The sequence below is a fragment of the Acinetobacter sp. WU_MDCI_Abxc222 genome (assembly GCF_025514755.1).
Lineage (GTDB): Bacteria > Pseudomonadota > Gammaproteobacteria > Pseudomonadales > Moraxellaceae > Acinetobacter > Acinetobacter geminorum.
In genome coordinates, this window is sequence record NZ_JAHPVG010000001.1 from 132,251 (window position 1) to 153,834 (window position 21,584).

Annotated in this window: 19 protein-coding genes; 9 read left to right on the forward strand and 10 right to left on the reverse strand. The window is 37.1% G+C overall.

Annotation, left to right across the window (positions count from 1 at the left end; genetic code table 11):
- Positions 1-105: 105 nt before the first annotated feature.
- The 5 genes from KTJ10_RS00625 (at position 106) to KTJ10_RS00645 (ending at position 5,344) form a co-directional block, all read left to right on the forward strand.
- Positions 106-987, forward strand: coding sequence for a LysR family transcriptional regulator (locus tag KTJ10_RS00625; protein WP_262441102.1), 882 nt, complete (start codon positions 106-108; stop codon positions 985-987).
- Between the two features lie 245 nt (positions 988-1,232).
- Positions 1,233-1,937, forward strand: coding sequence for a CoA transferase subunit A (locus KTJ10_RS00630; protein ID WP_199976827.1), 705 nt, complete (start codon positions 1,233-1,235; stop codon positions 1,935-1,937).
- A gap of 1 nt (position 1,938) precedes the next feature.
- The gene (locus tag KTJ10_RS00635) at positions 1,939-2,580 is read left to right on the forward strand and encodes a CoA transferase subunit B (RefSeq protein WP_182003517.1); all 642 of its coding nucleotides are present in this window, start codon (positions 1,939-1,941) and stop codon (positions 2,578-2,580) included.
- Positions 2,581-2,696: 116 nt separating this feature from the next.
- On the forward strand, positions 2,697-4,106 hold the full coding sequence (locus tag KTJ10_RS00640) for a short-chain fatty acid transporter (RefSeq protein WP_262441103.1): 1,410 nt from the start codon (positions 2,697-2,699) through the stop codon (positions 4,104-4,106).
- 65 nt (positions 4,107-4,171) lie between these two features.
- Positions 4,172-5,344, forward strand: coding sequence for a thiolase family protein (locus KTJ10_RS00645; protein WP_174756113.1), 1,173 nt, complete (start codon positions 4,172-4,174; stop codon positions 5,342-5,344).
- 49 nt (positions 5,345-5,393) lie between these two features.
- Here KTJ10_RS00645 and KTJ10_RS00650 read toward each other — a convergent pair whose 3' ends face one another.
- The 4 genes from KTJ10_RS00650 to KTJ10_RS00665 all read right to left on the reverse strand — a co-directional run bounded on the left by KTJ10_RS00650 (position 5,394) and on the right by KTJ10_RS00665 (position 8,474).
- Complete coding sequence (locus KTJ10_RS00650) at positions 5,394-6,287, reverse strand: LysR family transcriptional regulator (protein WP_003651675.1); 894 nt, start codon at positions 6,285-6,287, stop codon at positions 5,394-5,396.
- 233 nt (positions 6,288-6,520) lie between these two features.
- Positions 6,521-7,414 carry a LysR substrate-binding domain-containing protein gene (locus tag KTJ10_RS00655; protein ID WP_002113716.1) on the reverse strand — a complete coding sequence of 298 codons (894 nt, stop codon included), beginning with the start codon at positions 7,412-7,414 and terminating at the stop codon, positions 6,521-6,523.
- 546 nt (positions 7,415-7,960) lie between these two features.
- Entirely contained in the window at positions 7,961-8,182 is a 222-nt protein-coding gene (locus tag KTJ10_RS00660; protein ID WP_079284332.1) for a hypothetical protein, read from the reverse strand.
- Between the two features lie 109 nt (positions 8,183-8,291).
- Positions 8,292-8,474 carry a hypothetical protein gene (locus KTJ10_RS00665; protein WP_002113649.1) on the reverse strand — a complete coding sequence of 61 codons (183 nt, stop codon included), beginning with the start codon at positions 8,472-8,474 and terminating at the stop codon, positions 8,292-8,294.
- Positions 8,475-8,889: 415 nt separating this feature from the next.
- Between KTJ10_RS00665 and KTJ10_RS00670 the strand changes: the two genes are divergently transcribed.
- Entirely contained in the window at positions 8,890-10,308 is a 1,419-nt protein-coding gene (locus KTJ10_RS00670) for an aspartate ammonia-lyase (RefSeq protein WP_017399577.1), read from the forward strand.
- Positions 10,309-10,366: 58 nt separating this feature from the next.
- Here the strand turns inward: KTJ10_RS00670 and KTJ10_RS00675 are convergent, their stop codons facing one another.
- Positions 10,367-12,568, reverse strand: a complete 2,202-nt coding sequence (locus KTJ10_RS00675) for a TonB-dependent siderophore receptor (protein WP_262441104.1) — start codon at positions 12,566-12,568, stop codon at positions 10,367-10,369.
- Positions 12,569-13,084: 516 nt separating this feature from the next.
- Between KTJ10_RS00675 and KTJ10_RS00680 the strand changes: the two genes are divergently transcribed.
- The gene (locus KTJ10_RS00680; protein WP_060465671.1) at positions 13,085-14,371 is read left to right on the forward strand and encodes an MFS transporter; all 1,287 of its coding nucleotides are present in this window, start codon (positions 13,085-13,087) and stop codon (positions 14,369-14,371) included.
- A 322-nt stretch (positions 14,372-14,693) separates the two neighbouring features.
- Here the strand turns inward: KTJ10_RS00680 and KTJ10_RS00685 are convergent, their stop codons facing one another.
- Positions 14,694-15,302, reverse strand: a complete 609-nt coding sequence (locus KTJ10_RS00685) for an FMN-dependent NADH-azoreductase (RefSeq protein WP_199976818.1) — start codon at positions 15,300-15,302, stop codon at positions 14,694-14,696.
- 95 nt (positions 15,303-15,397) lie between these two features.
- On the opposite strand from KTJ10_RS00685, the gene KTJ10_RS00690 reads away from it, so the two are divergent.
- On the forward strand, positions 15,398-15,793 hold the full coding sequence (locus KTJ10_RS00690) for a winged helix-turn-helix transcriptional regulator (protein ID WP_086264635.1): 396 nt from the start codon (positions 15,398-15,400) through the stop codon (positions 15,791-15,793).
- Here KTJ10_RS00690 and KTJ10_RS00695 read toward each other — a convergent pair.
- Positions 15,790-16,644 carry a helix-turn-helix domain-containing protein gene (locus tag KTJ10_RS00695; RefSeq protein WP_086264634.1) on the reverse strand — a complete coding sequence of 285 codons (855 nt, stop codon included), beginning with the start codon at positions 16,642-16,644 and terminating at the stop codon, positions 15,790-15,792. The genes KTJ10_RS00690 and KTJ10_RS00695 overlap by 4 nt on opposite strands.
- A 166-nt stretch (positions 16,645-16,810) precedes the next feature.
- Between KTJ10_RS00695 and KTJ10_RS00700 the strand changes: the two genes are divergently transcribed.
- The gene (locus tag KTJ10_RS00700; RefSeq protein ID WP_262441105.1) at positions 16,811-17,728 is read left to right on the forward strand and encodes a DMT family transporter; all 918 of its coding nucleotides are present in this window, start codon (positions 16,811-16,813) and stop codon (positions 17,726-17,728) included.
- Positions 17,729-17,759: 31 nt separating this feature from the next.
- Here KTJ10_RS00700 and KTJ10_RS00705 read toward each other — a convergent pair whose 3' ends face one another.
- The 3 genes from KTJ10_RS00705 to KTJ10_RS00715 all read right to left on the reverse strand — a co-directional run bounded on the left by KTJ10_RS00705 (position 17,760) and on the right by KTJ10_RS00715 (position 21,577).
- Positions 17,760-18,764, reverse strand: a complete 1,005-nt coding sequence (locus tag KTJ10_RS00705) for a homoserine dehydrogenase (protein WP_262441106.1) — start codon at positions 18,762-18,764, stop codon at positions 17,760-17,762.
- Between the two features lie 109 nt (positions 18,765-18,873).
- Complete coding sequence (locus tag KTJ10_RS00710) at positions 18,874-19,665, reverse strand: sulfite exporter TauE/SafE family protein (RefSeq protein WP_262441107.1); 792 nt, start codon at positions 19,663-19,665, stop codon at positions 18,874-18,876.
- A gap of 256 nt (positions 19,666-19,921) precedes the next feature.
- Positions 19,922-21,577: a TIGR01244 family sulfur transferase gene (locus KTJ10_RS00715; RefSeq protein WP_410468393.1), complete on the reverse strand. Its 1,656-nt coding sequence runs from the start codon at positions 21,575-21,577 to the stop codon at positions 19,922-19,924.
- Positions 21,578-21,584 lie beyond the last annotated feature (7 nt).

The window sequence follows — 21,584 nt, forward strand, 5'->3', positions numbered from 1 at the left end:
ATTGCTCTTTATTTCTTTTTCTTAATTTTTTAAAAAAACATCATATTAAACAAATTTTCGTATAAATTACCCTTCTAAGTGAGCTGGGTAATCTAAAGGAAAGAAATGACGCTTAAACAATTAAAAGCTTTTTTAGCCCTTGCGCGTACACTTAACTATGCCAATGCTTCTTTAGAGCTACATCTCAGCCAGTCTGCTTTAAGTCTCACCATCAAAAGCCTAGAAGAAGAATTAGGCGGTAAATTATTTAATCGTAATACACGCCGAGTTGAGCTTACACAGGAAGGCAAATCTCTCATTCCCTATGCTAAAAAGTTACTCGCCAATTGGGATGAAATGGAGAACGACGTTAAACAACGCTTTAAACTCAATCGAGGAACATTAAGTATTGCTTCAATGCCCTTTGTGACTCATGCAATTTTGCCTGAGGTGATTCATCAATTTTTAGAGCTTCATCCCAATCTTAACTTTTCAATTCACGATATCCCTAACGAGACCATTATAGAAAAAGTACAAGATGGTATTTTCGAGCTTGGCATCTGCTTTGAACCAGATCTTACCGAGGGCTTAGAGTTTAGCCCTTTGTTTGAAGAAGATTTCTTGGCTCTATTACCTAAGACTCACCCACTTGCTCAATCATCTTCTATTACATGGTCCGAGCTTTGTTCAAATCCATTCGTGACATTGCAAAAACCTTCAATTGTTCGATATTTAGTTGAACAAAATTGTTTGAGAAATAATATAACGCTCGATTTAAAAGTTGAATGTCATCAAATTTCATCACTATCAAGTTTTGTGGCTTATGGGATTGGGGTAAGCGCAATTCCACGGCACTTTGCTAAGCATATTGATAAAGAACATAACGTATTGATTGAATTAAGGGATGAATCTATTCATAAGACTGTAGGAATTGTTTATAAAAAGAACTTTGAAATTTCAAATATTTCGACTCAATTTATTGAGGCTTTGGTGCAATATAAATTTTAAAAAATTAAAGACTGCATTTTAGGATGTGCTAAGCATACGCTTAAGCCAAGTTTATTAATTATTATAACTTTCAATACATTAATGCAAATTCATGAAGATTTTAGCATTCTATACATCTAATTTTTTGTAGTTAATTTGATAGCATTCATTGAATATACTCATTAATCCTTTAAAAAAATTAACTTCTATAACACAAAATGTGATGCTAAAACTAAGATTACTAAGGGATATAGGATAACAATAGAATGAATAAAGTTTATGCCAATGCAGAGGCAGCACTGAAAGACGTAATTGCAGATAATCAAACACTCGCTGTAGGCGGTTTTGGTTTGTGTGGAATTCCGGAAAAACTAATTGTTGCAGTTAAGCAAAGTGGTGTGACTGGTCTCACATGTATTTCAAATAACGCAGGTGTAGATGATTTTGGTTTAGGTATTTTGCTTCAAACCAAACAGATCAAAAAAATGATCTCTTCTTATGTTGGTGAAAACAAAGAGTTCGAGCGTCAATATTTAAACGGTGAACTTGATGTAGAACTTACACCACAAGGTACTTTAGCAGAAAAGCTACGTGCTGGCGGTGCTGGAATTCCTGCATTTTATACTCAAACAGGCGTCGGTACACTCATTGCAGAAGGTAAAGAAGAACGTACCTTTAATGGCAAAAACTACATTTTAGAAGAATCTTTAACAGCAGATGTTGCGCTTGTTAAAGCGTTTAAGGCGGACAAGGCTGGTAACTTAGTATTCCGTAAAACTGCTCAAAATTTTAACCCTGAATGTGCGATGGCTGGAAAAATTACAATCGCCGAAGTTGAACAGGTTGTTGAAATTGGTGAATTAGATCCGGATGAAATCCATTTAGCGGGTATTTATGTAAACCGCATTGTACTTAATGCGTCACCTGAAAAACGCATTGAGCACAAAACTTTAAGCACGGAGGCAGTATAAAATGGCTTGGTCACGCAATGAAATGGCACAACGTGCTGCAAAAGAACTTGAAGACGGTTTTTATGTCAATTTAGGTATTGGCTTACCTACTCTCGTTGCTAATTATATTCCTGAAAATATTAATGTTTGGCTTCAATCTGAGAATGGCCTATTAGGTATTGGTGAATTCCCGACTGAAGAAACTGTCGATGCCGATTTAATTAACGCCGGTAAACAAACGGTTACAGCTCGCCCTGGTGCTGCTTTTTTCTCAAGTTCAGAATCTTTTGCCATGATCCGTGGTGGTCATGTCAATATTGCAATTTTAGGCGCAATGGAAGTTTCTGAAAATGGTGACTTAGCGAACTGGATGATTCCGGGTAAAAAAGTCAAAGGTATGGGCGGCGCAATGGACTTGGTTGTTGGTGTCCAAAAAGTTGTAGTGCTTATGGAACACTGTGCAAAAGATGGTACGCCAAAGATCGTGAAAAACTGTAGTCTACCTTTAACAGGTAAAGGTGTGGTTCACCGCGTCATTACTGACTTAGGCGTAATGGATATTACCCCGCAAGGCTTAGAGCTGATTGAACTTGCTAAAGATGTCACGCTTGAACAGATTCAAGCTGCTACAGGTGTCGAGTTTTATAAAACCTTAGTTGCGTAAATTCTAATTTTTAGTTAGCCAGATAAGACTTAAGTTACAAAGTTAGCTTAAGTCTTAGCCCTTTAAAGCACCGGATGTGCTGTTTATAAATAAGAACGAGAAGGATTTTTTCAGCTATGGAAAAACAACAAGGAATTTTTGAAAGATTTGCCCTTCGGATTAGTGACTGGTCTGAAAAATGGTTTCCTGATTCATATATTTTTGCATTACTTGGCGTCATTATCGTGTCAGTTGCCTCTTTAGGTATTGGTGCACCTATTCACGATGTCGCGACTTCCTTCGGTAACGGTTTCTGGAGTCTTATTCCCTTTACCCTGCAAATGACGATGCTCATTATTGTGGGTTATGTCGTTTCTGTATCTAAGCCCGTAAAGTTCCTAATCCAAAAAATGGCACGTATTCCAAATTCTGGACGTGGTGCTATTGTTTTAGTTGCAACTGTCAGCTTGTTAATTTCATTAGTCAATTGGGCAGTAAGTACGATTCTTACTGCACTTTTAGTGATTGCATTAGCAAAACGTAAAGAGCTGAACATGGATTACCGTGCAGCAGCGGCGGCGGCAATTATTGGTATGGGAGCAACTTGGGCACTTGGAATTAGCTCTTCGGCAGCACAGCTTCAAGCGAATAAAACTAGTTTACCTGAGTCAATTTATAACCTAACAGGGGTTATTCCATTTACCGAAACGATTTTCCTTTGGCAATCAATTGCGATGACTATTATTTTGGTCATTGTTTCAATCGTCATTGCATATTTTTCAGCTCCAAAAGGCAATAATGTTAAAACGATTGATAGTTTTGATGTGCAGTTTGAAGAAGACAAGCCACATGAGGAAAAATCTAATCGTCCGGGCGATTGGTTAGAAAACTCGCCTATCTTAACGATTATTGTGGTCGCATTAGGGTTAATCTGGATGTTTTTTGAGTTTTCAAAAAGTAATCCAATCATTGCTATTTCAAGTTTAAACACCTACAACTTTGTGTTTTTAATGCTTGGTTTAGCGTTACATGGCACACCACGAAACTTCTTAAATGCTGTTTCAAAGGCAGTTCCAGCTGTATCAGGAATCTTAATTCAGTTTCCCCTTTACGGAAGCATCGCTTTTATTATGACGCAAGCTTTAAACAGTCAAGATTTATCGCTGTCGCATTATATAGCTGAGTTTTTCGTTTCAATCGCCTCAAAAGAAACCTTTGCAATCGTGATGGGGATTTACTCTGCGATTCTGGGGTTTTTTGTACCGTCTGGCGGTGGAAAATGGATTATTGAAGCCCCATATGTCATGCAAGCAGCAAATGATTTGAAAGTTCATTTAGGCTGGTCTGTACAAATTTATAATGCAGCCGAAGCTTTACCGAACTTGATCAATCCATTCTTTATGCTTCCAATGTTAGGCATTCTAAAACTAAAAGCAAAAGATGTGATTGGTTTTACAGTCACTCAGCTCGTTGTGCATTTCCCGTTAGTTTTATTTTTATTATGGTTCTTTGGAAGAACACTTAGCTACACTCCACCTACTTTTTAATTTACTGGCGCCTTTAGTTTCGGCTAAAGGCAAATTTAGCAAATACATCAATAAGAGATATTAAGATGAGTTCAATTGTTATAGTTTCAGGTAGCCGTACTGCAATGGGCGGTTTTCAAGGCAGCCTATCGGCTTTAACTGCACCAGAACTTGGCGCGGCTGTTATCCGTGAATCGATCCAACGTGCAGGTGTTGCACCTGAACAAGTAGATGAAGTTATTTTTGGTTGTGTATTGAGTGCAGGTATTGGTCAAGGCCCTGCTCGTCAGGCGATGCGTAAAGCTGGTGTACCCGATCATGTCGGCGCGGTCACCATTAATAAACTATGTGGCTCTGCAATGAAAGCAGTGTTAATGGCATCAGATACTCTAAAAGCAGGCAGTGCCAATATTATTGTAGCTGGAGGTATGGAATCTATGACCAATGCGCCTTATATTTTACCTAAAGCTCGCGGTGGTTACCGTATGGGTCACGGCGAAATTAAGGACCATATGTTTTTAGATGGTCTTGAAGATGCTGAAACAGGCCGCTTAATGGGTTCTTTTGCTCAAGACATGGCAAATACTAAAGGCTTTACCCGTGAGCAAATGGATAACTTTGCGATTTCTTCATTGAAAAAAGCGCAAACTGCCATTACCGAAGGTTACTTCAAAGAAGAAATTGTTCCTGTTGAAGTCAAAACACGTAAGGGTGTCGAAGTTATCGATCAAGATGAGCAACCATTAAAAGCCAATCTTGAGAAAATTCCGACTTTACGTCCTGCTTTTAGCAAGGACGGGACAATTACAGCTGCAAACTCAAGCTCAATTTCTGATGGTGCTGCTGCTTTAGTACTCACCACTGAAGAATATGCTCAAAGTCATGGTTTAAATACTTTGGCAAAAATTGTTGCAACTTCTACTCACTCACAACATCCAAGCGAATTTACCATTGCTCCAATTAGTGCAATTCAAAAAGTACTTGAGCGCGCTGGCTGGTCTGTTGATGAAGTAGATGCTTGGGAAATTAATGAAGCTTTTGCAATGGTCGCAATGGCACCAATTCATGAACTCGGCATTGATGAGGCAAAAGTAAACGTCCATGGCGGCGCTTGTGCTTTAGGCCATCCAATTGGCGCAACTGGCTCAAGAATTATTCTTTCTCTTATCTATGCTTTAAAACGCCTTGGTAAGAAGAAAGGTGTTGCTGCATTATGTATTGGTGGTGGTGAAGCTACAGCTGTTGCAATTGAAATCTAAAAATTAAATCGCGCAGAAGATGTAAGAGTTTTTCTTACATCTTCTTTTTCTAGACTTTAAAAAGTTCATAACAGGTTTGACGGAACCATTTATGGCTACTTTTATGATGGCAAGACATATGCCAATGTTGTTTAACATCATAAGTTGGAAAGTCTAGAGGTGCCGGTAAAATCTGTAAATTTTCTCTCACCAATAAGACTTGGCTTAAATAATAAGGCACCGTTGCGATCGCATCTGTTTCTTGAACGACTAATCCCACTCCAAGATAGCTCGGTAATCGAATTAAGATATTTCGATCCAATCCTTTGTTCTGTAATTCATTTTTAATATGGTAGTGTCCGATTCCCGCATCAATATCGATATGATACTCGCGCATGTAATCATCTAAAGTAAAATTATTTGGGTCTAAACGAGGATGACTCTTAGAGCTAATCACCACATAGTGCTGTTTAAAAAACTTTTGTTGATAAAAGCCTTCTTCTAACTGCGGTAAAAAGCCAATTGCAAGATCAATCTCACCATTTGCCATTTGATAGCTAGTTTCTGGTGTAATCGGCCGAATATTCAAGCGAATTAAAGGAGCTTTTTCTTTTAAATAGTTGGTTAGTTGCGGTAATAAAACCAGATGAGATACATCTGTCATCGCAATTGTAAAAAGCTGATCTGAAGTTAGCGGATCAAAGTTCACACTAAAGTTATTAATGCTTTCTACTTTATCAATAACTTCACTAATGAGTGGAAAAATCTCCTTTGCTAATTCGGTTGGGATCATCTCATTCCCAACACGAATAAAAAGTGGATCATTAAAATGCTGACGGATTTTGTTCAGTCCATTACTAACACTCGGTTGTGTAAGGCCAATAGCATCAGCAGCCATTGAAACACTTTTAAACCGATAAATATGATAAAAAATATTTAGTAATCTACTATCTAGATCAAACAAAATTGTCTCCGTCTGGATCAAATAATCCATTCAAAAGGAATGAAATCATGTACAGCATATATAAAAATGCCCACTAAATTTCTGAATTATTGATATATGGTCTAAATTAACAAAGAATCTAGACCATGAGCAATGCTTTATAAAGCCTTTCATCACAAAGACAAAGGTATGAGTTATTTAATTGATTACTTTGTATGTAAATATCTTGAAGACATCACATATCATTATGAATTTTAATCATGCTGAGTTTGGAAGCCCTTCCAGATTTGCTGAACAGATTTGTTATCACTCAAATTATTTTTAAAAATATAAATATCCTGTGGCAGACAATATTCGTTATGGTCCAACATAACCAATTTTCCGGTAGCGAGATCTTCCTCTACATTAATTTTTGGAATCCATGCCACACCTAAACCTTGTAATACAAGCTCTTTCAAGTTGGTGGCGTTGTCAGTTTCATATAAGGTTTTATAGATCAGTTTACCTTCAATCAATTGATCGACCAATTTGCGTAAATAAGCATGTTTACTATAAGCAAGTAATGAAAAGTTACTCTGAATTGTATGCTTAGGCGTATGGTCCGCCTCGGTAGCTGACACAGGAACAATTTCTGTTTCGGCGATCTTGATACCACTTAAAATATCATCACCAACTCGATTAATATTAGATCGATCTGCATAACAAATCATAAAATCGCAGGCTCCTTCTTTTAAAAGAGATAAGCCTTCTCCACTATTCGTTGCGACAATTTCGATTTTTAAATCACGCATAAATGTTGGGAATTTCTTTAAAAAAGTGGTCAAAAAACCCGATGCTAATGAATGAACAACACAGAAACGAATCGTAGATTCGGTTTCATTTTTGATATTTTTAATCAGCTTGGCTGTTTCTTCTACCTGCTTCTCAATATTTTTAGACATCACCAGCATAATTCGTCCGATGTCTGTAAATTCAATATTATTTTTATTATTTCGAATAATAACTTCAGCTCCAATCATCTCTTCTATTTGCTGAATTCTACGCGTAAACGCGGATTGACTAATAAATCGTTTTTCGGCTGCTTTTGAAATAGAACGCTCACGCTCTAGTGTTAAAAGGTCTTCTACCCAACGTACTTCTAAGTTCATTTTATGCATTCCCTTTTTATATTTATGTCCTTAATTTGTCTGGTTGGGAAGCTGAATAAATAGCTGAATCGATGAATAAAAATTATAAAACATGGGAGTACCTGCAAAAATGCGATGGAGGATTGGCAAAGCCAAACAATAAAAATAAGTATTGAATAATTCTGACATAGAAACGAGCGTAAGAGAATAAAAGACTTTGATTTAACTCAATAACTCAAACAAATTTAAAATTATTATTCTAAAAATTATTTTAAATCAAATAGTAAGATTAATATAACTCAAGTAAATAACCAACTCCCCCTTAATAAAAAACAGAAATAATCACAAGATTTGCCCCAGTTTTATTTTTAATAAAAAAAGTCCGTACCTTGGGGAAGAATACGGACTGTAAAACAGAAAAATTAATATCTTGTTTATTTCAGGAATTAAGCTCTCTGACTCAATAAATTCATTTAAATCAGAAGACATGCTTGCAGTATAGCTCAATCCAAAAAACCTGACTATTCTACTAAAGTATTTAACTTAAAACTGAATACAGATGAGTTTCTAGTATTCACCAATGAGATAATATAGCTTCCTTGAAATTTCAACCATCATATTAGAAGTATATTGAGTAATTTCAAAAACTTGCTTTTTCTGTGGATTGAACACCATATTGTCCTTTTCATCACTAAAAAAGATATAAGTGGTGTATTTATCCATGTGGTGAATATGCTCTTTTAAGCTTAATTTTTCCCCAGAATTGGGATCATAGGCGATAAACTTCATTCTCATGAGTTTTGTCTCTATACATACAGTCTTTTACCTAAACCTTAAAAAAGTCTAAGTAAAACAATATTTTGATGAAAGATATAAAAGATTAACCTAAGAGCTGTAGCTACTTATAAGATATGGGTACAATACTATTGGCCTTATTTACAGAGGTTTCAGCAGAAGCGATAGATTGCTCTGCTTCTTTAAGCAGACGAGAAGTTTTAGACTCACTTTTCTCTTCACCATGGAAAAGTACATAGTATGTAAAACTTCCCAAGATAATTAATGCGGCTGTGACTTTTAACATAAACTTAAAACTAAGATTTTTTCATATTATAGTTGTTTTTATGTGAAATGCATCACGTTTTTATATAAATTTGTTAGATAAGCTACACTTTAAAAGCTAATAATAAAGATAATTAAGTTGATATTTCACTTAAATTAATCAGTCTTAAATTTTGTAATAAGTTGCTTTTCAAAAATTAGATGACATTTCAATGTATCAAGCAATTTTTTAATTAACCTTATTTTAATATTAAGATATTAATTTAAATAATAAAATTTAAGTTAAATTAATAGTTGTAAGTGAAATCTCCTCGTTAGTTCTCTATAAAATTAAAAATTTGATATGCAAAAAATGCATAATTAACTTGATAAATGCATTAGAAGTGAAGCATTTCGAAATCTAATATGAATTATCTTCTTTACTAATTCGAAGTTTAATGATGAACGCTGAAATTACCACCCGTATTGAGAAGGATCTTATTGGTTATAGAGAGATCAATAATAACGACTACTACGGAGTTCAAACATTACGTGCTTTAGAAAACTTTAATTTAACTCAAAGCAAGGTCGGAAATTTCCCTCACCTTATTAAAGCTTTAGCAATGGTAAAGCTTGCTTGCGCTGAAGCGAACTATAATCTTAAAAGCTTAGATCAGACTAAATTTGAAGCAATTGAATACAGCTGTAATCAGCTGATTCGCGGTAATTTTCATGATCAGTTTCCGATAGATATGATGCAAGGTGGTGCTGGTACTTCAACAAATATGAATGCAAATGAAGTATTAGCAAACGTCGCTTTAGAATATATGGGACATGCAAAAGGCCAATATCAGTATTTGCATCCTAATAACGACATTAACATGTCACAGTCAACAAATGACGTATACCCTACTGCGATTCGCTTAGGTTTGTTATTAAGCTTAGATGAACTAAATCTTCCTTTTAACAATTTAATCTTAAGTTTCCGCAATAAATCTCAAGAATTTGCTCACATCCTAAAAATGGGCCGTACGCAGTTACAAGATGCGGTTCCTATGACATTAGGTCAAGAGTTTGGTGCTTTTGCAGTAACTTTACAAAAAGACCTTGAGCAAATTAATACGCTTATTCCAAATGTTTTAGCGTATATGAACCTTGGTGGTACGGCGATTGGTACGGGAATTACTACTGAATATAGTTACCGTGAACTCGCTATTCAAGCACTTGCAAAAATTTCTGGTAAGAAAATTAAGTCTGCCCCTGATCTAATCGAAGCAACTTCAGATATGGGCGACTTTGTTCTTTTATCTGGTTTATTAAAGCGTACCGCGACTAAACTTTCAAAAATTGCCAATGACTTACGTTTACTTTCAAGTGGTCCACGTACTGGCATTAATGAAATTAATTTAGAAGCTCGCCAACCGGGTAGCTCGATCATGCCGGGTAAAGTAAACCCTGTTATTCCTGAAGCGATGAACCTTGCTTGCTTCCAAATTATTGCAAATGACTTGGCTGTAACTTTAGCTGCTGAAGCTGGCCAATTACAGTTAAACGCAATGGAACCACTTATTGCATTCAAACTGTTTGAATCAATGGACTTACTTGGTAAAGCAATGGCAATGTTCCAAAGTAAGTGTATTGATACAATTACGGCGAACCCTGAGCATTGTAAAGCTTTGGTTGAAAACTCGATTGGTATCGTGACTGCACTTAACCCATATCTAGGTTATGAAACTACAACTCGTATTGCTAAAACAGCAAACGAAACTGGACAAAGCGTATTGGCTTTAGTTCAAAATGAAGGTTTATTATCAGCACAAGTGCTTGATGATATCTTGTCGATTAATAATATGGTTAAACCAAAAATGTCGGCTTAATTCCTGAAATAAAAAAGGAGCTTTAAAAGCTCCTTTTTTATTTGTTCCATAACAACTATTAAAAGCTAAAAGTTGTAGAAAATTGAGCTGTGCGAGGATTACCTAAGAACAGATAGTCATCTCCCATAAATGCGCCTACATCACGCCAATATTTCTTATTAAATAAGTTATCAATATTGAATCTAAAAGTTGTGTCATGCCCAGCAAAATTTGTTTTATAGGCAGCACCAACATTAAAAACGCTATATCCGCCTACTTTTGCAGTTCCCTCTTTGTTTGCATATTTACCGCTACTGTATTGCATGCCACTGAGTAATCTTAATCCTTCAACTGAAGGTACTTTATAAGATAACTGTGCAGTTGCGCGTACTTTCGGTACATTTTGAGTTTGATGACCTTTGTAGCTGTCACTATCAATATCAACTAGACGAGATTTAGTATAGGTAATACCTGAACTTACATCGAGTGTATCGGTTAAGGCACCTGTTAAACCTAATTCAATACCTTGGTTATGTTGTTCGCCTTGTGAAACAAAATCGAAAGTTCCTTCTGCATTTAATTTGCTGTATTGATTGTCTTGTTTTAAATCGAAAACTGCTGCCGTTAATAAGAAGTTTCGAATTTGTTGCTTAATACCAACTTCATATTGTTCAGATTTTTTCGGTGATAAAACTTCTAGAGCATTATTAGCAAACCAAGGTGCTTCACCACCATCTGATAATCCTTTGGCATATGAAGCATAAAGATTCGTCTTAGCAGTTGGGCTATACATGAGAGCTAATTGCGGTAAGAACTTATTTAAATCGGTGTCTCGGCTTTGCTGCCCATCTGACTTATAAGCTTGCTCATCAAGATGAATAAGTTTCCCACCCAATAAAGTTGACCACTGATCGTTAAATTGAACTCGGTCAGATAGAGTAAATGCAGTCTGATCGCTTTCTAGGGCTTTAAAGCGATTGCCTAATTTTTCAGGTGGCATTTTAAAATCTGATGAATCAGTATAAATATTGCCAATTTCATTCTCAATAAGTTGATTACTCGGATCATAACGCTTCAGGTTTTTACGTGTATTTTGCAATTCAAAAGCTACCTGATGCTGAATATTGCCAGTATTGAATTGACCCTCTAACCCAGCAGAAAACTGATTAGTTATACGTGTGTCATCTGGGCTACGATAGTCATAAAGATCATAGTTTCCATCTTTGTCAAATACTGCAAGTGGATTACCCGATGAATAATAACTTCCATAAGGAAACACAATATAATCATCAATCACAACACGGCTTTGCGATGCACTTAAGCTAGCATTCCATTGATCATTAAATGCATATTGATATTTCAAACTTGCATTTACACTGTTATTTACAACCGGTTTACTCCAAGACTGATACCCTAATAAACGGTCTTGATCTACATTTGTTGGTACTTCTTGCCCATCAAGCAGTTGATAGCCTGGTACTGAGCGTTGGCTTTGATGTTGCGCTTCAATATTAAACAGTAGTTTAGAGCGATCATTAATTTTCCAGTCTAAAGTAACTGAACCAAACTCTCGTTTACCATTTGCGTGATCAACATTTGGATGGATGCTTTCATGGGCTAAATTGATTCGATAACCAAAACTATTATTAACAAAGCCGCCAACATCTGTTGCCAGTGTATAGCCGCCTTCTGAATTTGCATCTACAGTAATGTTTTTAACATAGGCTGGTCTTTTGGTTACATAGTTAACCACACCACCCGGCGTCGACATTCCAGATTGAATTGCAGAAATGCCTTTTAAGATTTCAACTTGTTCTTTATTTTCTAAAGCCACGTTTTGTTCGCCACGTATATTATGGCCATTAATGAGATAACTTGAGCCTAAATCAAGCGCAAAACCACGTGCTACAAAATTTGGATAGTAGCCAATCGCAGCATAGCCATCCCCTAAAGAAGAATCGTTTTTAATAACATCAGTTAAAGTTTTTGCGTGTTGGTCTGCTATACGCTCAGAGGTAATGGTTGTAATAGATGCAGGAACTTTCTTTACATCACTAGTTTGAAAACCAGATAAATTAACTTTTTTAGACGTATATAGTGCATCATTATTTTGTGTAGCATTCACAGTAATAGTTGGGAGCTGCGAAACCTCCGCTTCATTTGCATAGACGACAGATGTTATGAGTGCAATAGATGAAGCCAATGCTGTTTTAGAGCATGTCATGAAGTGAAGATTTATCGAACGTCTTTCCATTGAATAACTACCTGCCATACCGTGCATAATTCTAAAGCGCTAGAAATGAGTGCGGAGTCTATTTTTAGCCACGCAAGAATACAGCTACATATATTGAGAAACAATACATTCTGTACTTTTTCGATTAAGTGTATTTGACACAAATTTTATAAACTTATCATTATATAAATTTCATTTATTTTATTAGGAATTGACGCTATAACTTTTTAAGTATTACCAAATATTCAAAATAAACTTAAGCTCGAAATGAAACTTAAAAGGAGAAATAAAATAGAAAAGTACCGTTGTAAATTAGCTCACTGATTTTAAATAGAATTAATTATTAAGTTAAATGAAAGGAAGTGTTCGATCATTGGTAAAATTATCTTTAAATCGAACAAAAGGACGTAATCTTACTAGAAACGAATTTTAAAATTAGAAAAAATGAATGGTTAGGAATTTAAGGAAGTGCTCAGGATTGAGTGATATTTAAAGTTTCATTCTATTTTCTATCCAGCATATCTAAAAATTCCTCATTTTTGTCTGCAAAATGATGGAAGAAATATGACATACACTCAGGAAGAAAAACGTAGCAGAATACGTGGGATTGTAGGCGCAGCCTCTGGTAATTTAGTTGAATGGTTCGACTTTTATATCTATGCAGTATTTGCTGCCTACTTTACACAAGCTCTAACTGCACCAGATATGGATAGTACGACTAAATCTATCTATGTGTGGGGCGTATTCGCTGCAAGCTTTTTTATGCGTCCTATTGGTAGTTGGGTATTTGGACGAATTGCAGACCGGCATGGTCGAAAAAAGTCGATGGTCATCTCAATTTGTCTGATGGCTTTGAGTTCTTTTCTATTTGCAGCCCTACCTACTTATGACCAAGTTGGCTTATTTGCCCCTTTTCTTTTACTGGTAGTGCGCTTACTTCAAGGCTTATCGGTTGGTGGTGAATATGGTGCAGTAGCAACATATATGAGTGAATTAGGCTTAAAAGGTCAACGTGGTTTTTACTCGTCTTTCCAATATGTCACCCTCTCTGGTGGTCAGTTACTCGCAAGCTTACTTGGTGTAATTTTATTAACGTTCTTAAGTGAACAACAATTACATGATGGTGGATGGCGTATTCCGTTTGTTATTGGTGGTATTGCAGCAATTTTTTCTTTGCTTGCACGTAGTCGCTTAGAAGAAACGCTTTCTCATCAAGACAGCGAACGAAAAGAGTCTGGTAGCTTAAGAGAACTCTTTAAGAAACATTGGAAAACCTTTTTATTGGTGGTTGGATACACTTCTGCTGGTTCATTAACGTTTTATGTAGAGACTGTTTATTCAAAAACCTATTTAACCAATTTAGGAATGGATGGAAAAACCGTTGGTTATATCATGACCTTCGCCCTATTTGTCTATATGTGTGCTCAACCTGTATTTGGTGCAATTTCCGACCGTATTGGGCGACGCTCTTCAATGTTGGCCTTTAGCTTATTGTCTGCGATTTTTATATACCCAGTCATGGTGATCGGGATGCGTGCCTATATTGATTCGCCGATCATTATTACCTTGCTACTTATTTTTATGATGATGTTACTCAGTTTCTATACATCTATCAGTGGCTTGGTAAAAGCTGAAATGTTCCCACCTCATGTACGAGCTTTAGGCGTAGGATTTTCTTATGCGGTAGGTAATGCGCTGTTTGGTGGTTCTGCACCTTCAGTTGCCTTACAGTTCAAAGCTGCCGGAATTGAAAATACCTTCTTTATATATGTCATTGTCATGCTGATTATCTGTTTCTTATGTAGCCTTGCGCTTCCGAAAAAACCAGATTATTTAGAACATGATCATTAAAGAACGCCAGATAGATATTCTTCTAAAGATTTTTTAGAAGAATATCTTTTTAAAACAATAAGAAATTCATTTTTATTCTATATGTTATTGCTATACGGTACATCTAACTTATTCAATTAACTACAAATTAGTAGTTTTCAGTATTCTTGATTTGTCTGAATCAATTTTTTTGATGGCTTTCACCTACACAAATGATTGATGGATTGGCCTGAGGTTAAATTGGCTATGACTTTCTTTTAGTTATTTGCTGATTGAATTGACTCCCTAAAATCAAAATCTCTTTAAGGCCGAACAGTCATATTACTGTTCGGCTGTTTATATATTAACCTGCTAACTGTGCGATTTGCGCAGCTGCATTATCTAAGGCAGCTTGACGTGCTTCTGGGCCGAAAGCGATCCCTTCCGCACGCACAAAAGTAATATCAGTAACACCAATAAAATTGAAAAACGCTTTGATATAAGTTTCTTGATAGTCTAAAACTTCGGCTGGTGAACCTTCTGAATACACACCACCACGCGAAGAAGCAATAATGACACGTTTACCTTCTACTAAACCTTGAGGGCCGTTTTCCGTATAACGGAATGTTTTCCCGGCAACAGATAGGCGGTCAAGCCACGCTTTTAACTGTGATGGAAAACTAAAGTTATACATAGGTGCGCCAATTACAACGATATCTGACGATAAGAACTCATCCAAATATTGGGTGTTTTGTGCAACACGTTGCTGCGCTGTTTCATTATTAGGTTCAATTCCTTGCCATGCCAAAAACTCAGCATCAGACAAATGAGGAATGGGTTCTAAAGCAAAATCGTGATGAATAATTTCTGCATTTGGATAAGCTGTGCTGAGCTTTCCAACAACAGATGAGGTGAGTTGGCGGCTAACAGACTGCTCACCTAAAATACTTGTGTCAATTTGAAGTAGTTTCATCGTTTATACCCATAGTATAAAATTGTTACTTGAACTAATTATGTTACTACTATTATTCTTATGCACAAGAAGGCACATTTAGGGAACCAAGTAATATGACTGTAACCATACCTCATGATATCCAGAGTTCAGATTGTCAAAGAGTCAGTCAAGTGTTGGCTAGGGTTGGTGAAAAATGGAGCATCCTCATCGTAATGACACTTGCATCACGCCCACATCGTTTTTCTGAAATAAAGAGAAATATCAATGGAATATCCCAGCGTATGCTTACCTTATGCTTGCGTGGTTTAGAAAGAGATGGATTAGTTAAACGTACAGTTTATCCTGTAGTTCCACCTCATGTTGAATATGAATTAACTCCACTAGGCCATTCACTTACAGAACCTGTAATTGCTTTAGGCCAATGGGCGCAGCAGCATATTGCTGATATTGATGCAGCAAGAGCTGCCTTTGATGCAGCTCAAGAGAAACCAATTACATTAGACACTTAACGTAACTGCGAAGGACTCATGCCATAAAACTGTTTAAAGCGATGACTTAAATGGCTTGCTGAGCTAAACCCACATACTAGCGCAATATCTTGCAAAGAAAGCTGAGATGACTGAATTAGCCCCTTTGCCTTAGTTAAGCGTCTTTGCATGACATATTGGTGAGGCGCCATATTCATTGACTGTTTAAACATATGGGCAAAATGATATTCGCTTAAATTCACAACATTTGCTAAGTCAGACAAAGTCAGTGCTTGGTCTAGATGCCCTTCAATCCAGTCTTGAATATATTTGAGTTTATGAGGCGCCAGCCCACCTTTAATGACGGGTTGCTGCCACTTCACGTTGCTATATCTTCGAATTAAGTGATTCAACAATAAACTTGCTGTTGTACTCATTTGCAAATGATTTGAAGAATCTTTCCAATCACAATCTAGCAAGAAGAATTGATATAACGCTCGAATCCGTTCATCGTCATTAAACACAACTTCGTTTAGTTCAATTTGATTGGGTTCTTTGTCCCATATTTTTTCGGCAACATCACGCAAATGTTGGTCAGTATAATACAAGTGAACGAATTTAAGCCCACCTCGGATATCCCAAGTCGACTCCTGATGTTCAGGCAATAAGCAAAAACGACCCGGCCCGCCACCATTTTTCCAGCCCGCAGGTGTTTTTTGATAGCTTTCATAGCCATCTTGAATATAAAGACTTAAAGTGTGGTGATCGCTACAGACACTTACACGATCTTGCTGATTAGACCAAAATGCAAGTTGCATATTTTCATCAAGCACCACAGTTTCGTGAAGCTTGGCTTTAGATTGCTGTAGCTGTTCTAAAGTTTGATAGGCCATGCAAAATTAAAACGAATATCATTGAGCTTAAGTTAACCATATTCAGCAAAATTCAGCTAGTTCAGTCATATAAAAAACGCAAGATCTTGCATGTACAACACAAGAATATATACGTGAAAAATGAAGCATTCCTAGATACTTAAGCTTGGTAATCGAGGATGAAGTTATGAATATTTTACTCTATGTTGCGGTGGTGTTGATTTGGGGAACAACATGGATTGGAATTGCCGTTCAGGGCCATTATGCAGCACCCGTTGTCGCAATTTTATGGCGTTTTGCCATTTCAGCCCTATTACTTTGGGTTGTTTTACTATTTTCAGGAAAATTGCAGCGAATTGCTTTAAAAGATCATTTGTTTTGTATGCTACAAGGTCTTTGTGTTTTCGGCCTAAACTTTATTTGTTTTTATACCGCAGTTAAATATGTAAACAGCGGTTTAGAGTCCGTTATTTTTTCGATGGCCGTTTTCTTTAATGCTATTAATGCGCTTATCTTTTTTAAGCAAAAACCATCACCAAATTTTACCCCAGCTGCAATTTTAGGACTCATAGGTATTGTTTTACTGTTCTGGCATGACCTGATTAATAGTCAGTTTAATGCACAGTTACTAATGGGTATCGGTCTATGTGCAATAGGCACTTACGGTTTTTCTTTAGGTAATATGATTAGTGTTAGACATCAAAAACGTGGCCTAAATATCTTTTCAACAAACTGTTATGCAATGACCTATGGTGCATTGGTGATGTTAAGTCTAGCGTTATTTACTGGCCAAGATTTAATGCCTCCAATGAATTTCCCATTTTTAAGCTCGGTACTTTACTTGGCTATATTTGGTACTGTTATTGGGTTCTCTGCTTATTTTTCTCTGGTTGGACGTATTGGTGCAGCCAAAGCAGCATATAGCACGTTGCTCTTCCCTTTAGTTGCTTTAACAGTTTCTACTTTCTTTGAAGGATATGTATGGACTTTAAATGCTGTCTTTGGAATTTTATTAATCTTACTCGGTAACTACTTAATGTTTAGTAAGTTTGAAATTGGAAAGAAGTTATTTAATAGTCAAAAAAGTTGTGAGAAGCAGGCATAATAGCCTGCTTTTTTATAAATCATGATTAATTTTAGCAGCCCATTTTTATCATCAACTCAAAATCTTTTAAAGCCGCGGCTGCTGTAGCTAAAGGCGCAGATGCTCCTCCACTTACAACAAGCTCACCCATTTCTTGCGTTAACACCCGAATGCATTTATTAGAACCTTGCAGATGAGCAAAAGGGTGATTTATCGGAACTAAACGTAACTCAACACCAGTTTGAATTTGCTGATTTTTCAGATGAATAAAACCAACCAGACGAGGAATTAAATCTTCTTTTTTCCAATCACGGATATGATCGGCTGTGACATGACTGATTCCTTGTCTTGGAATATCTTGAATTTTTATATCAGCTCCTAAAACAGTATTGGCTAATATCGTAATTTTGGCAGCAGTATCCCATCCATCTACATCGAAAGAACTGTCAGGTTCCGCAATACCTTTTACTTGAGCTTTTTCAAGAGATTCTGCAAACGCACATTCATGTTGCAACATATCATTTAAAATAAAATTTGTGGTGCCCGTAAAAACACCTTCAACTTCTAAAATTTGGCAGCCAGCTAGGTTATATTCAAACAAATCCACAGTTGGTAAGGCCGCAGCTGTCGCACCGCTAAAAAATAATTTTTTCTTGTGTTGATGTGCCAAGTTAATTAATTTTTTGCCTTCTACTACTAAAGCACCTTTCGATACTGCAATCGCATTCATGCTATGTGTTAAAGCATAATCTAAATAAAATAGGCCCTTTCCACCTGTCACATAGTCACTTGGGCCTGTCTCGATAATGACCTCCGCCTGAACCTGTTCTAAAAACTTTTGCTCAGTTAAACCTGCATGATATTGTGTTTTATCTAACCACTTTGCAGCTTGTAAACCTTCTTGATCAATTAAACCTGATGATGAGTTGCAGACACCCACTAAACGGGCATCAATTTGATATTTTTGTTTATAGTAAACAGATCGATTTAAAAGAAGCTCTGCAATTTGTTGCCCAATCCGTCCAAAACCACAAATTGCCACATTAATTCGCTTCATTTCATTTTCTCAAAAATTTAAATGGTTTAAATCAATTTTCCAAAGATGGTTTTAACATCTTGTCTTTGGAAAATTGCTAATTATAGAGATGGTAAAAATACTATATCTCTTAGATATTTGTTAGATTAACAATCTTAATTACCATATAAATTGCGACAGCAAAAACCATTAAAGCAAAGACTTTTTGTACAATTGCAGACGGAATAAAACGAATAGCTTGGCGTCCTAACAACATACCGAATGCACATGCGATTGCGAACGCACTAGTGATTGCTACTGGATAGTGAAAACCCTCTGCAATATGCATAACAATACTTATGCCACTAATGAGAAAAATAATCATAAGTGAGGTTGCAACAATGCTATGCATATCCAAATTTGTGACTTTTCTAAGCGCTGGCACAATTACAAAGCCGCCACCAACACCGAGCATGCCAGTTAAAAGCCCCGCAATAATCCCGATGCTCGCAAGAACGCTTCCCGTTTTAAAATTCCAGATAAAGCGTCCCGTACTTGGATTGACCTGACACGGCGGGTTATGAAAGTCTGATACTCGATTACTAATGAGTCGATAACCCACTGTAAACATGACTAAGCTAAACATTAACATGAGCCAGACAGGTGAAATCATGTTAGCTATTAAAATGCCGATATGTGCCATAGGAGCACCAATTAAAGCAATCCAAATAGCAGCACGATAACGAACTATCTTTTTAAATAAGCCTTCAATGGTTCCAATGAGTGTAGATAGCGCAACTGCCAATAACCCAATCGGTGCAGCTTGCGCCACGCTCCAGCCTTGACTGGTCATTAGCGCAGGTACGGCAAGAATACCGCCACCCGCACCAGTAAGACCAAGTAAAAAGCCAATCACAATGCCTTCAACGACAAGTAGTAACATATCAAAAGCCTAAAATTTCATATACATCGTTTGCAGTAGACTGCTGGTTAATGAGTGAGTTGATCTCGTCTTCTTGCGAAGCTTTAACCGCTTCTCAGGGCAAAGCGTTGCTTTACTTATCCTATTCCACTCGAGCACAGCTCTCGTCTTCTTGCGAAGCTTTAGTCGCTTCTCAGGACAAAGCGGTGCTTTGTTTATCCTCTTAACTCGAACATAGTTCTCGTCTTGCGCTCGGGTAAAGATTATTAATCTTTACTTATCCTCGCTCAGGTTTGACCATCCACTCACGGCCTTTGAGCATGCCTTGCCAATAAATCGGCGGTAAAATCCGCTCTTTAAGCAGCCAAGCCAAACGGGAAGGTTTTTGCCCATCAATTACCCATTTTGGAAAACTTGGAAGTAATTTGCCGCCGTAGCCAAACTCAGCCAGAACGATTTTTCCTCGTTCTACCGTAAGTGGACATGAGCCATAGCCGTTGTACTCGCAGAAGTTTTGCTCACCGTTCAGTTGTGCGAGAACATTTACAGCAACGATCGGAGCTTGTGCCCGTGCCGCAGCAGCAGTTTTGGCATTAGGCGCATTCATCACATCACCTAAAGCAAAAATATTGGCATGCTGGGTGTGTTGTAAGGTTTGAGGATTCACACTCACCCAGCCTGCATCATCAGTGAGTGTACTTGCACGAATAAAATCAGGCGCTTGTTGCGGTGGAACAACATGCAACATATCGAAATCAGTTTCGATCAATGCTGCATTTGCATCATTCACCACCTTAAACCATGCTTTTTTTGCAGGCCCATCTACTTTGACAAGTTGATGGTTAAAGTGTAGTTCTGAACCATATTTTTCGACGTATTGCATTAGTGCAGGTACATATTCCTTCACACCAAATAAAACAGCACCAGTGTTATAAAAATGAATAGTGATATCTTTGAGTTTGCCTTGCTTTAACCAGTAGTCAGCTGAAAGATACATTGCTTTTTGTGGAGCACCCGCACATTTAATCGGCATAGGTGGTTGGGTAAAGATTGCCTTTCCACCGTTTAGCTGTTGCACCAGTTCCCATGTATACGGCGCCAAGTCATATCTATAGTTAGACGTCACCCCATTTTTACCTAAGGTTTCGACTAAACCTTCAATGCCATGCCAATTCAGTTTTAAACCCGGACAAACAACCAAAGCTTTATATTGTATGGGTTGGCATCCTTCCAAAATAACCTGATTATGCTCAGGGTCGAATCCAGCAACAGCTGCTTTCATCCATTTCACTTTTGAAGGAATCACACTTACCATTGACCGTGCGGTTACTTGTGGTTTGAAAATACCCCCACCAACCATGGTCCAGCCCGGTTGATAATAATGTGTATCTGCCGGATCAATAATGACAATATCTAAATGAGGTTCACGACATAAAAGACTAGACGCTACAGAAATTCCTGCTGCTCCAGCGCCCACAATCACAACGCTATAACAAGGAATAGTGGCTGGTTCATGGTCACGTTTTAAAATACGTGGCACCAAGCCTTTCAAATTGAACCCAAGCTTATTACCCGATTCAACTAACAATGTTGCATCTTTTGGGGCAATTTCAGCCAAAGCCCATAAACTGATTGCACGCATACCAGTACGGCAATACGCTAAAACAGGTTTTTGGGCATTCTGATAAAGCTTTTTAAACTCAGCAACTTGTTGATCGGTAATTTTGCCACTGGTAACCGGTTGATAGATTACGTTTAGGCCATATTGTTGAGCTGCTTCTTCAATTTCAATTACATTCGGTTGGTCTGCACCTTCTCCATCTGGACGGTTACATATCAGTGTTTTTATTCCTTGGCCTGCAATTTTTGCGACATCATCGGCAGTAATCTGGCCCGCAACATAAAATTCTTGATTAACTCGTTTAAGTTCCATATTGCCA

Excerpts from the sequence above, each read along its gene's own strand:
- KTJ10_RS00630 (WP_199976827.1), top strand. The coding sequence starts at position 1,233 with ATGAATAAAGTTTATGCCAATGCAGAGGCAGCACTGAAAGACGTAATT.
- KTJ10_RS00705 (WP_262441106.1), bottom strand. The coding sequence starts at position 18,764 with ATGAAGCGAATTAATGTGGCAATTTGTGGTTTTGGACGGATTGGGCAA.
- KTJ10_RS00685 (WP_199976818.1), bottom strand. The coding sequence starts at position 15,302 with ATGAAACTACTTCAAATTGACACAAGTATTTTAGGTGAGCAGTCTGTT.
- KTJ10_RS00695 (WP_086264634.1), bottom strand. The coding sequence starts at position 16,644 with ATGGCCTATCAAACTTTAGAACAGCTACAGCAATCTAAAGCCAAGCTT.
- KTJ10_RS00690 (WP_086264635.1), top strand. The coding sequence starts at position 15,398 with ATGACTGTAACCATACCTCATGATATCCAGAGTTCAGATTGTCAAAGA.
- KTJ10_RS00625 (WP_262441102.1), top strand. The coding sequence starts at position 106 with ATGACGCTTAAACAATTAAAAGCTTTTTTAGCCCTTGCGCGTACACTT.
- KTJ10_RS00635 (WP_182003517.1), top strand. The coding sequence starts at position 1,939 with ATGGCTTGGTCACGCAATGAAATGGCACAACGTGCTGCAAAAGAACTT.
- KTJ10_RS00700 (WP_262441105.1), top strand. The coding sequence starts at position 16,811 with ATGAATATTTTACTCTATGTTGCGGTGGTGTTGATTTGGGGAACAACA.
- KTJ10_RS00680 (WP_060465671.1), top strand. The coding sequence starts at position 13,085 with ATGACATACACTCAGGAAGAAAAACGTAGCAGAATACGTGGGATTGTA.
- KTJ10_RS00710 (WP_262441107.1), bottom strand. The coding sequence starts at position 19,665 with ATGTTACTACTTGTCGTTGAAGGCATTGTGATTGGCTTTTTACTTGGT.
- KTJ10_RS00665 (WP_002113649.1), bottom strand. The coding sequence starts at position 8,474 with ATGTTAAAAGTCACAGCCGCATTAATTATCTTGGGAAGTTTTACATAC.
- KTJ10_RS00715 (WP_410468393.1), bottom strand. The coding sequence starts at position 21,577 with ATGGAACTTAAACGAGTTAATCAAGAATTTTATGTTGCGGGCCAGATT.
- KTJ10_RS00645 (WP_174756113.1), top strand. The coding sequence starts at position 4,172 with ATGAGTTCAATTGTTATAGTTTCAGGTAGCCGTACTGCAATGGGCGGT.
- KTJ10_RS00655 (WP_002113716.1), bottom strand. The coding sequence starts at position 7,414 with ATGAACTTAGAAGTACGTTGGGTAGAAGACCTTTTAACACTAGAGCGT.
- KTJ10_RS00675 (WP_262441104.1), bottom strand. The coding sequence starts at position 12,568 with ATGCACGGTATGGCAGGTAGTTATTCAATGGAAAGACGTTCGATAAAT.
- KTJ10_RS00640 (WP_262441103.1), top strand. The coding sequence starts at position 2,697 with ATGGAAAAACAACAAGGAATTTTTGAAAGATTTGCCCTTCGGATTAGT.
- KTJ10_RS00660 (WP_079284332.1), bottom strand. The coding sequence starts at position 8,182 with ATGAAGTTTATCGCCTATGATCCCAATTCTGGGGAAAAATTAAGCTTA.
- KTJ10_RS00670 (WP_017399577.1), top strand. The coding sequence starts at position 8,890 with ATGATGAACGCTGAAATTACCACCCGTATTGAGAAGGATCTTATTGGT.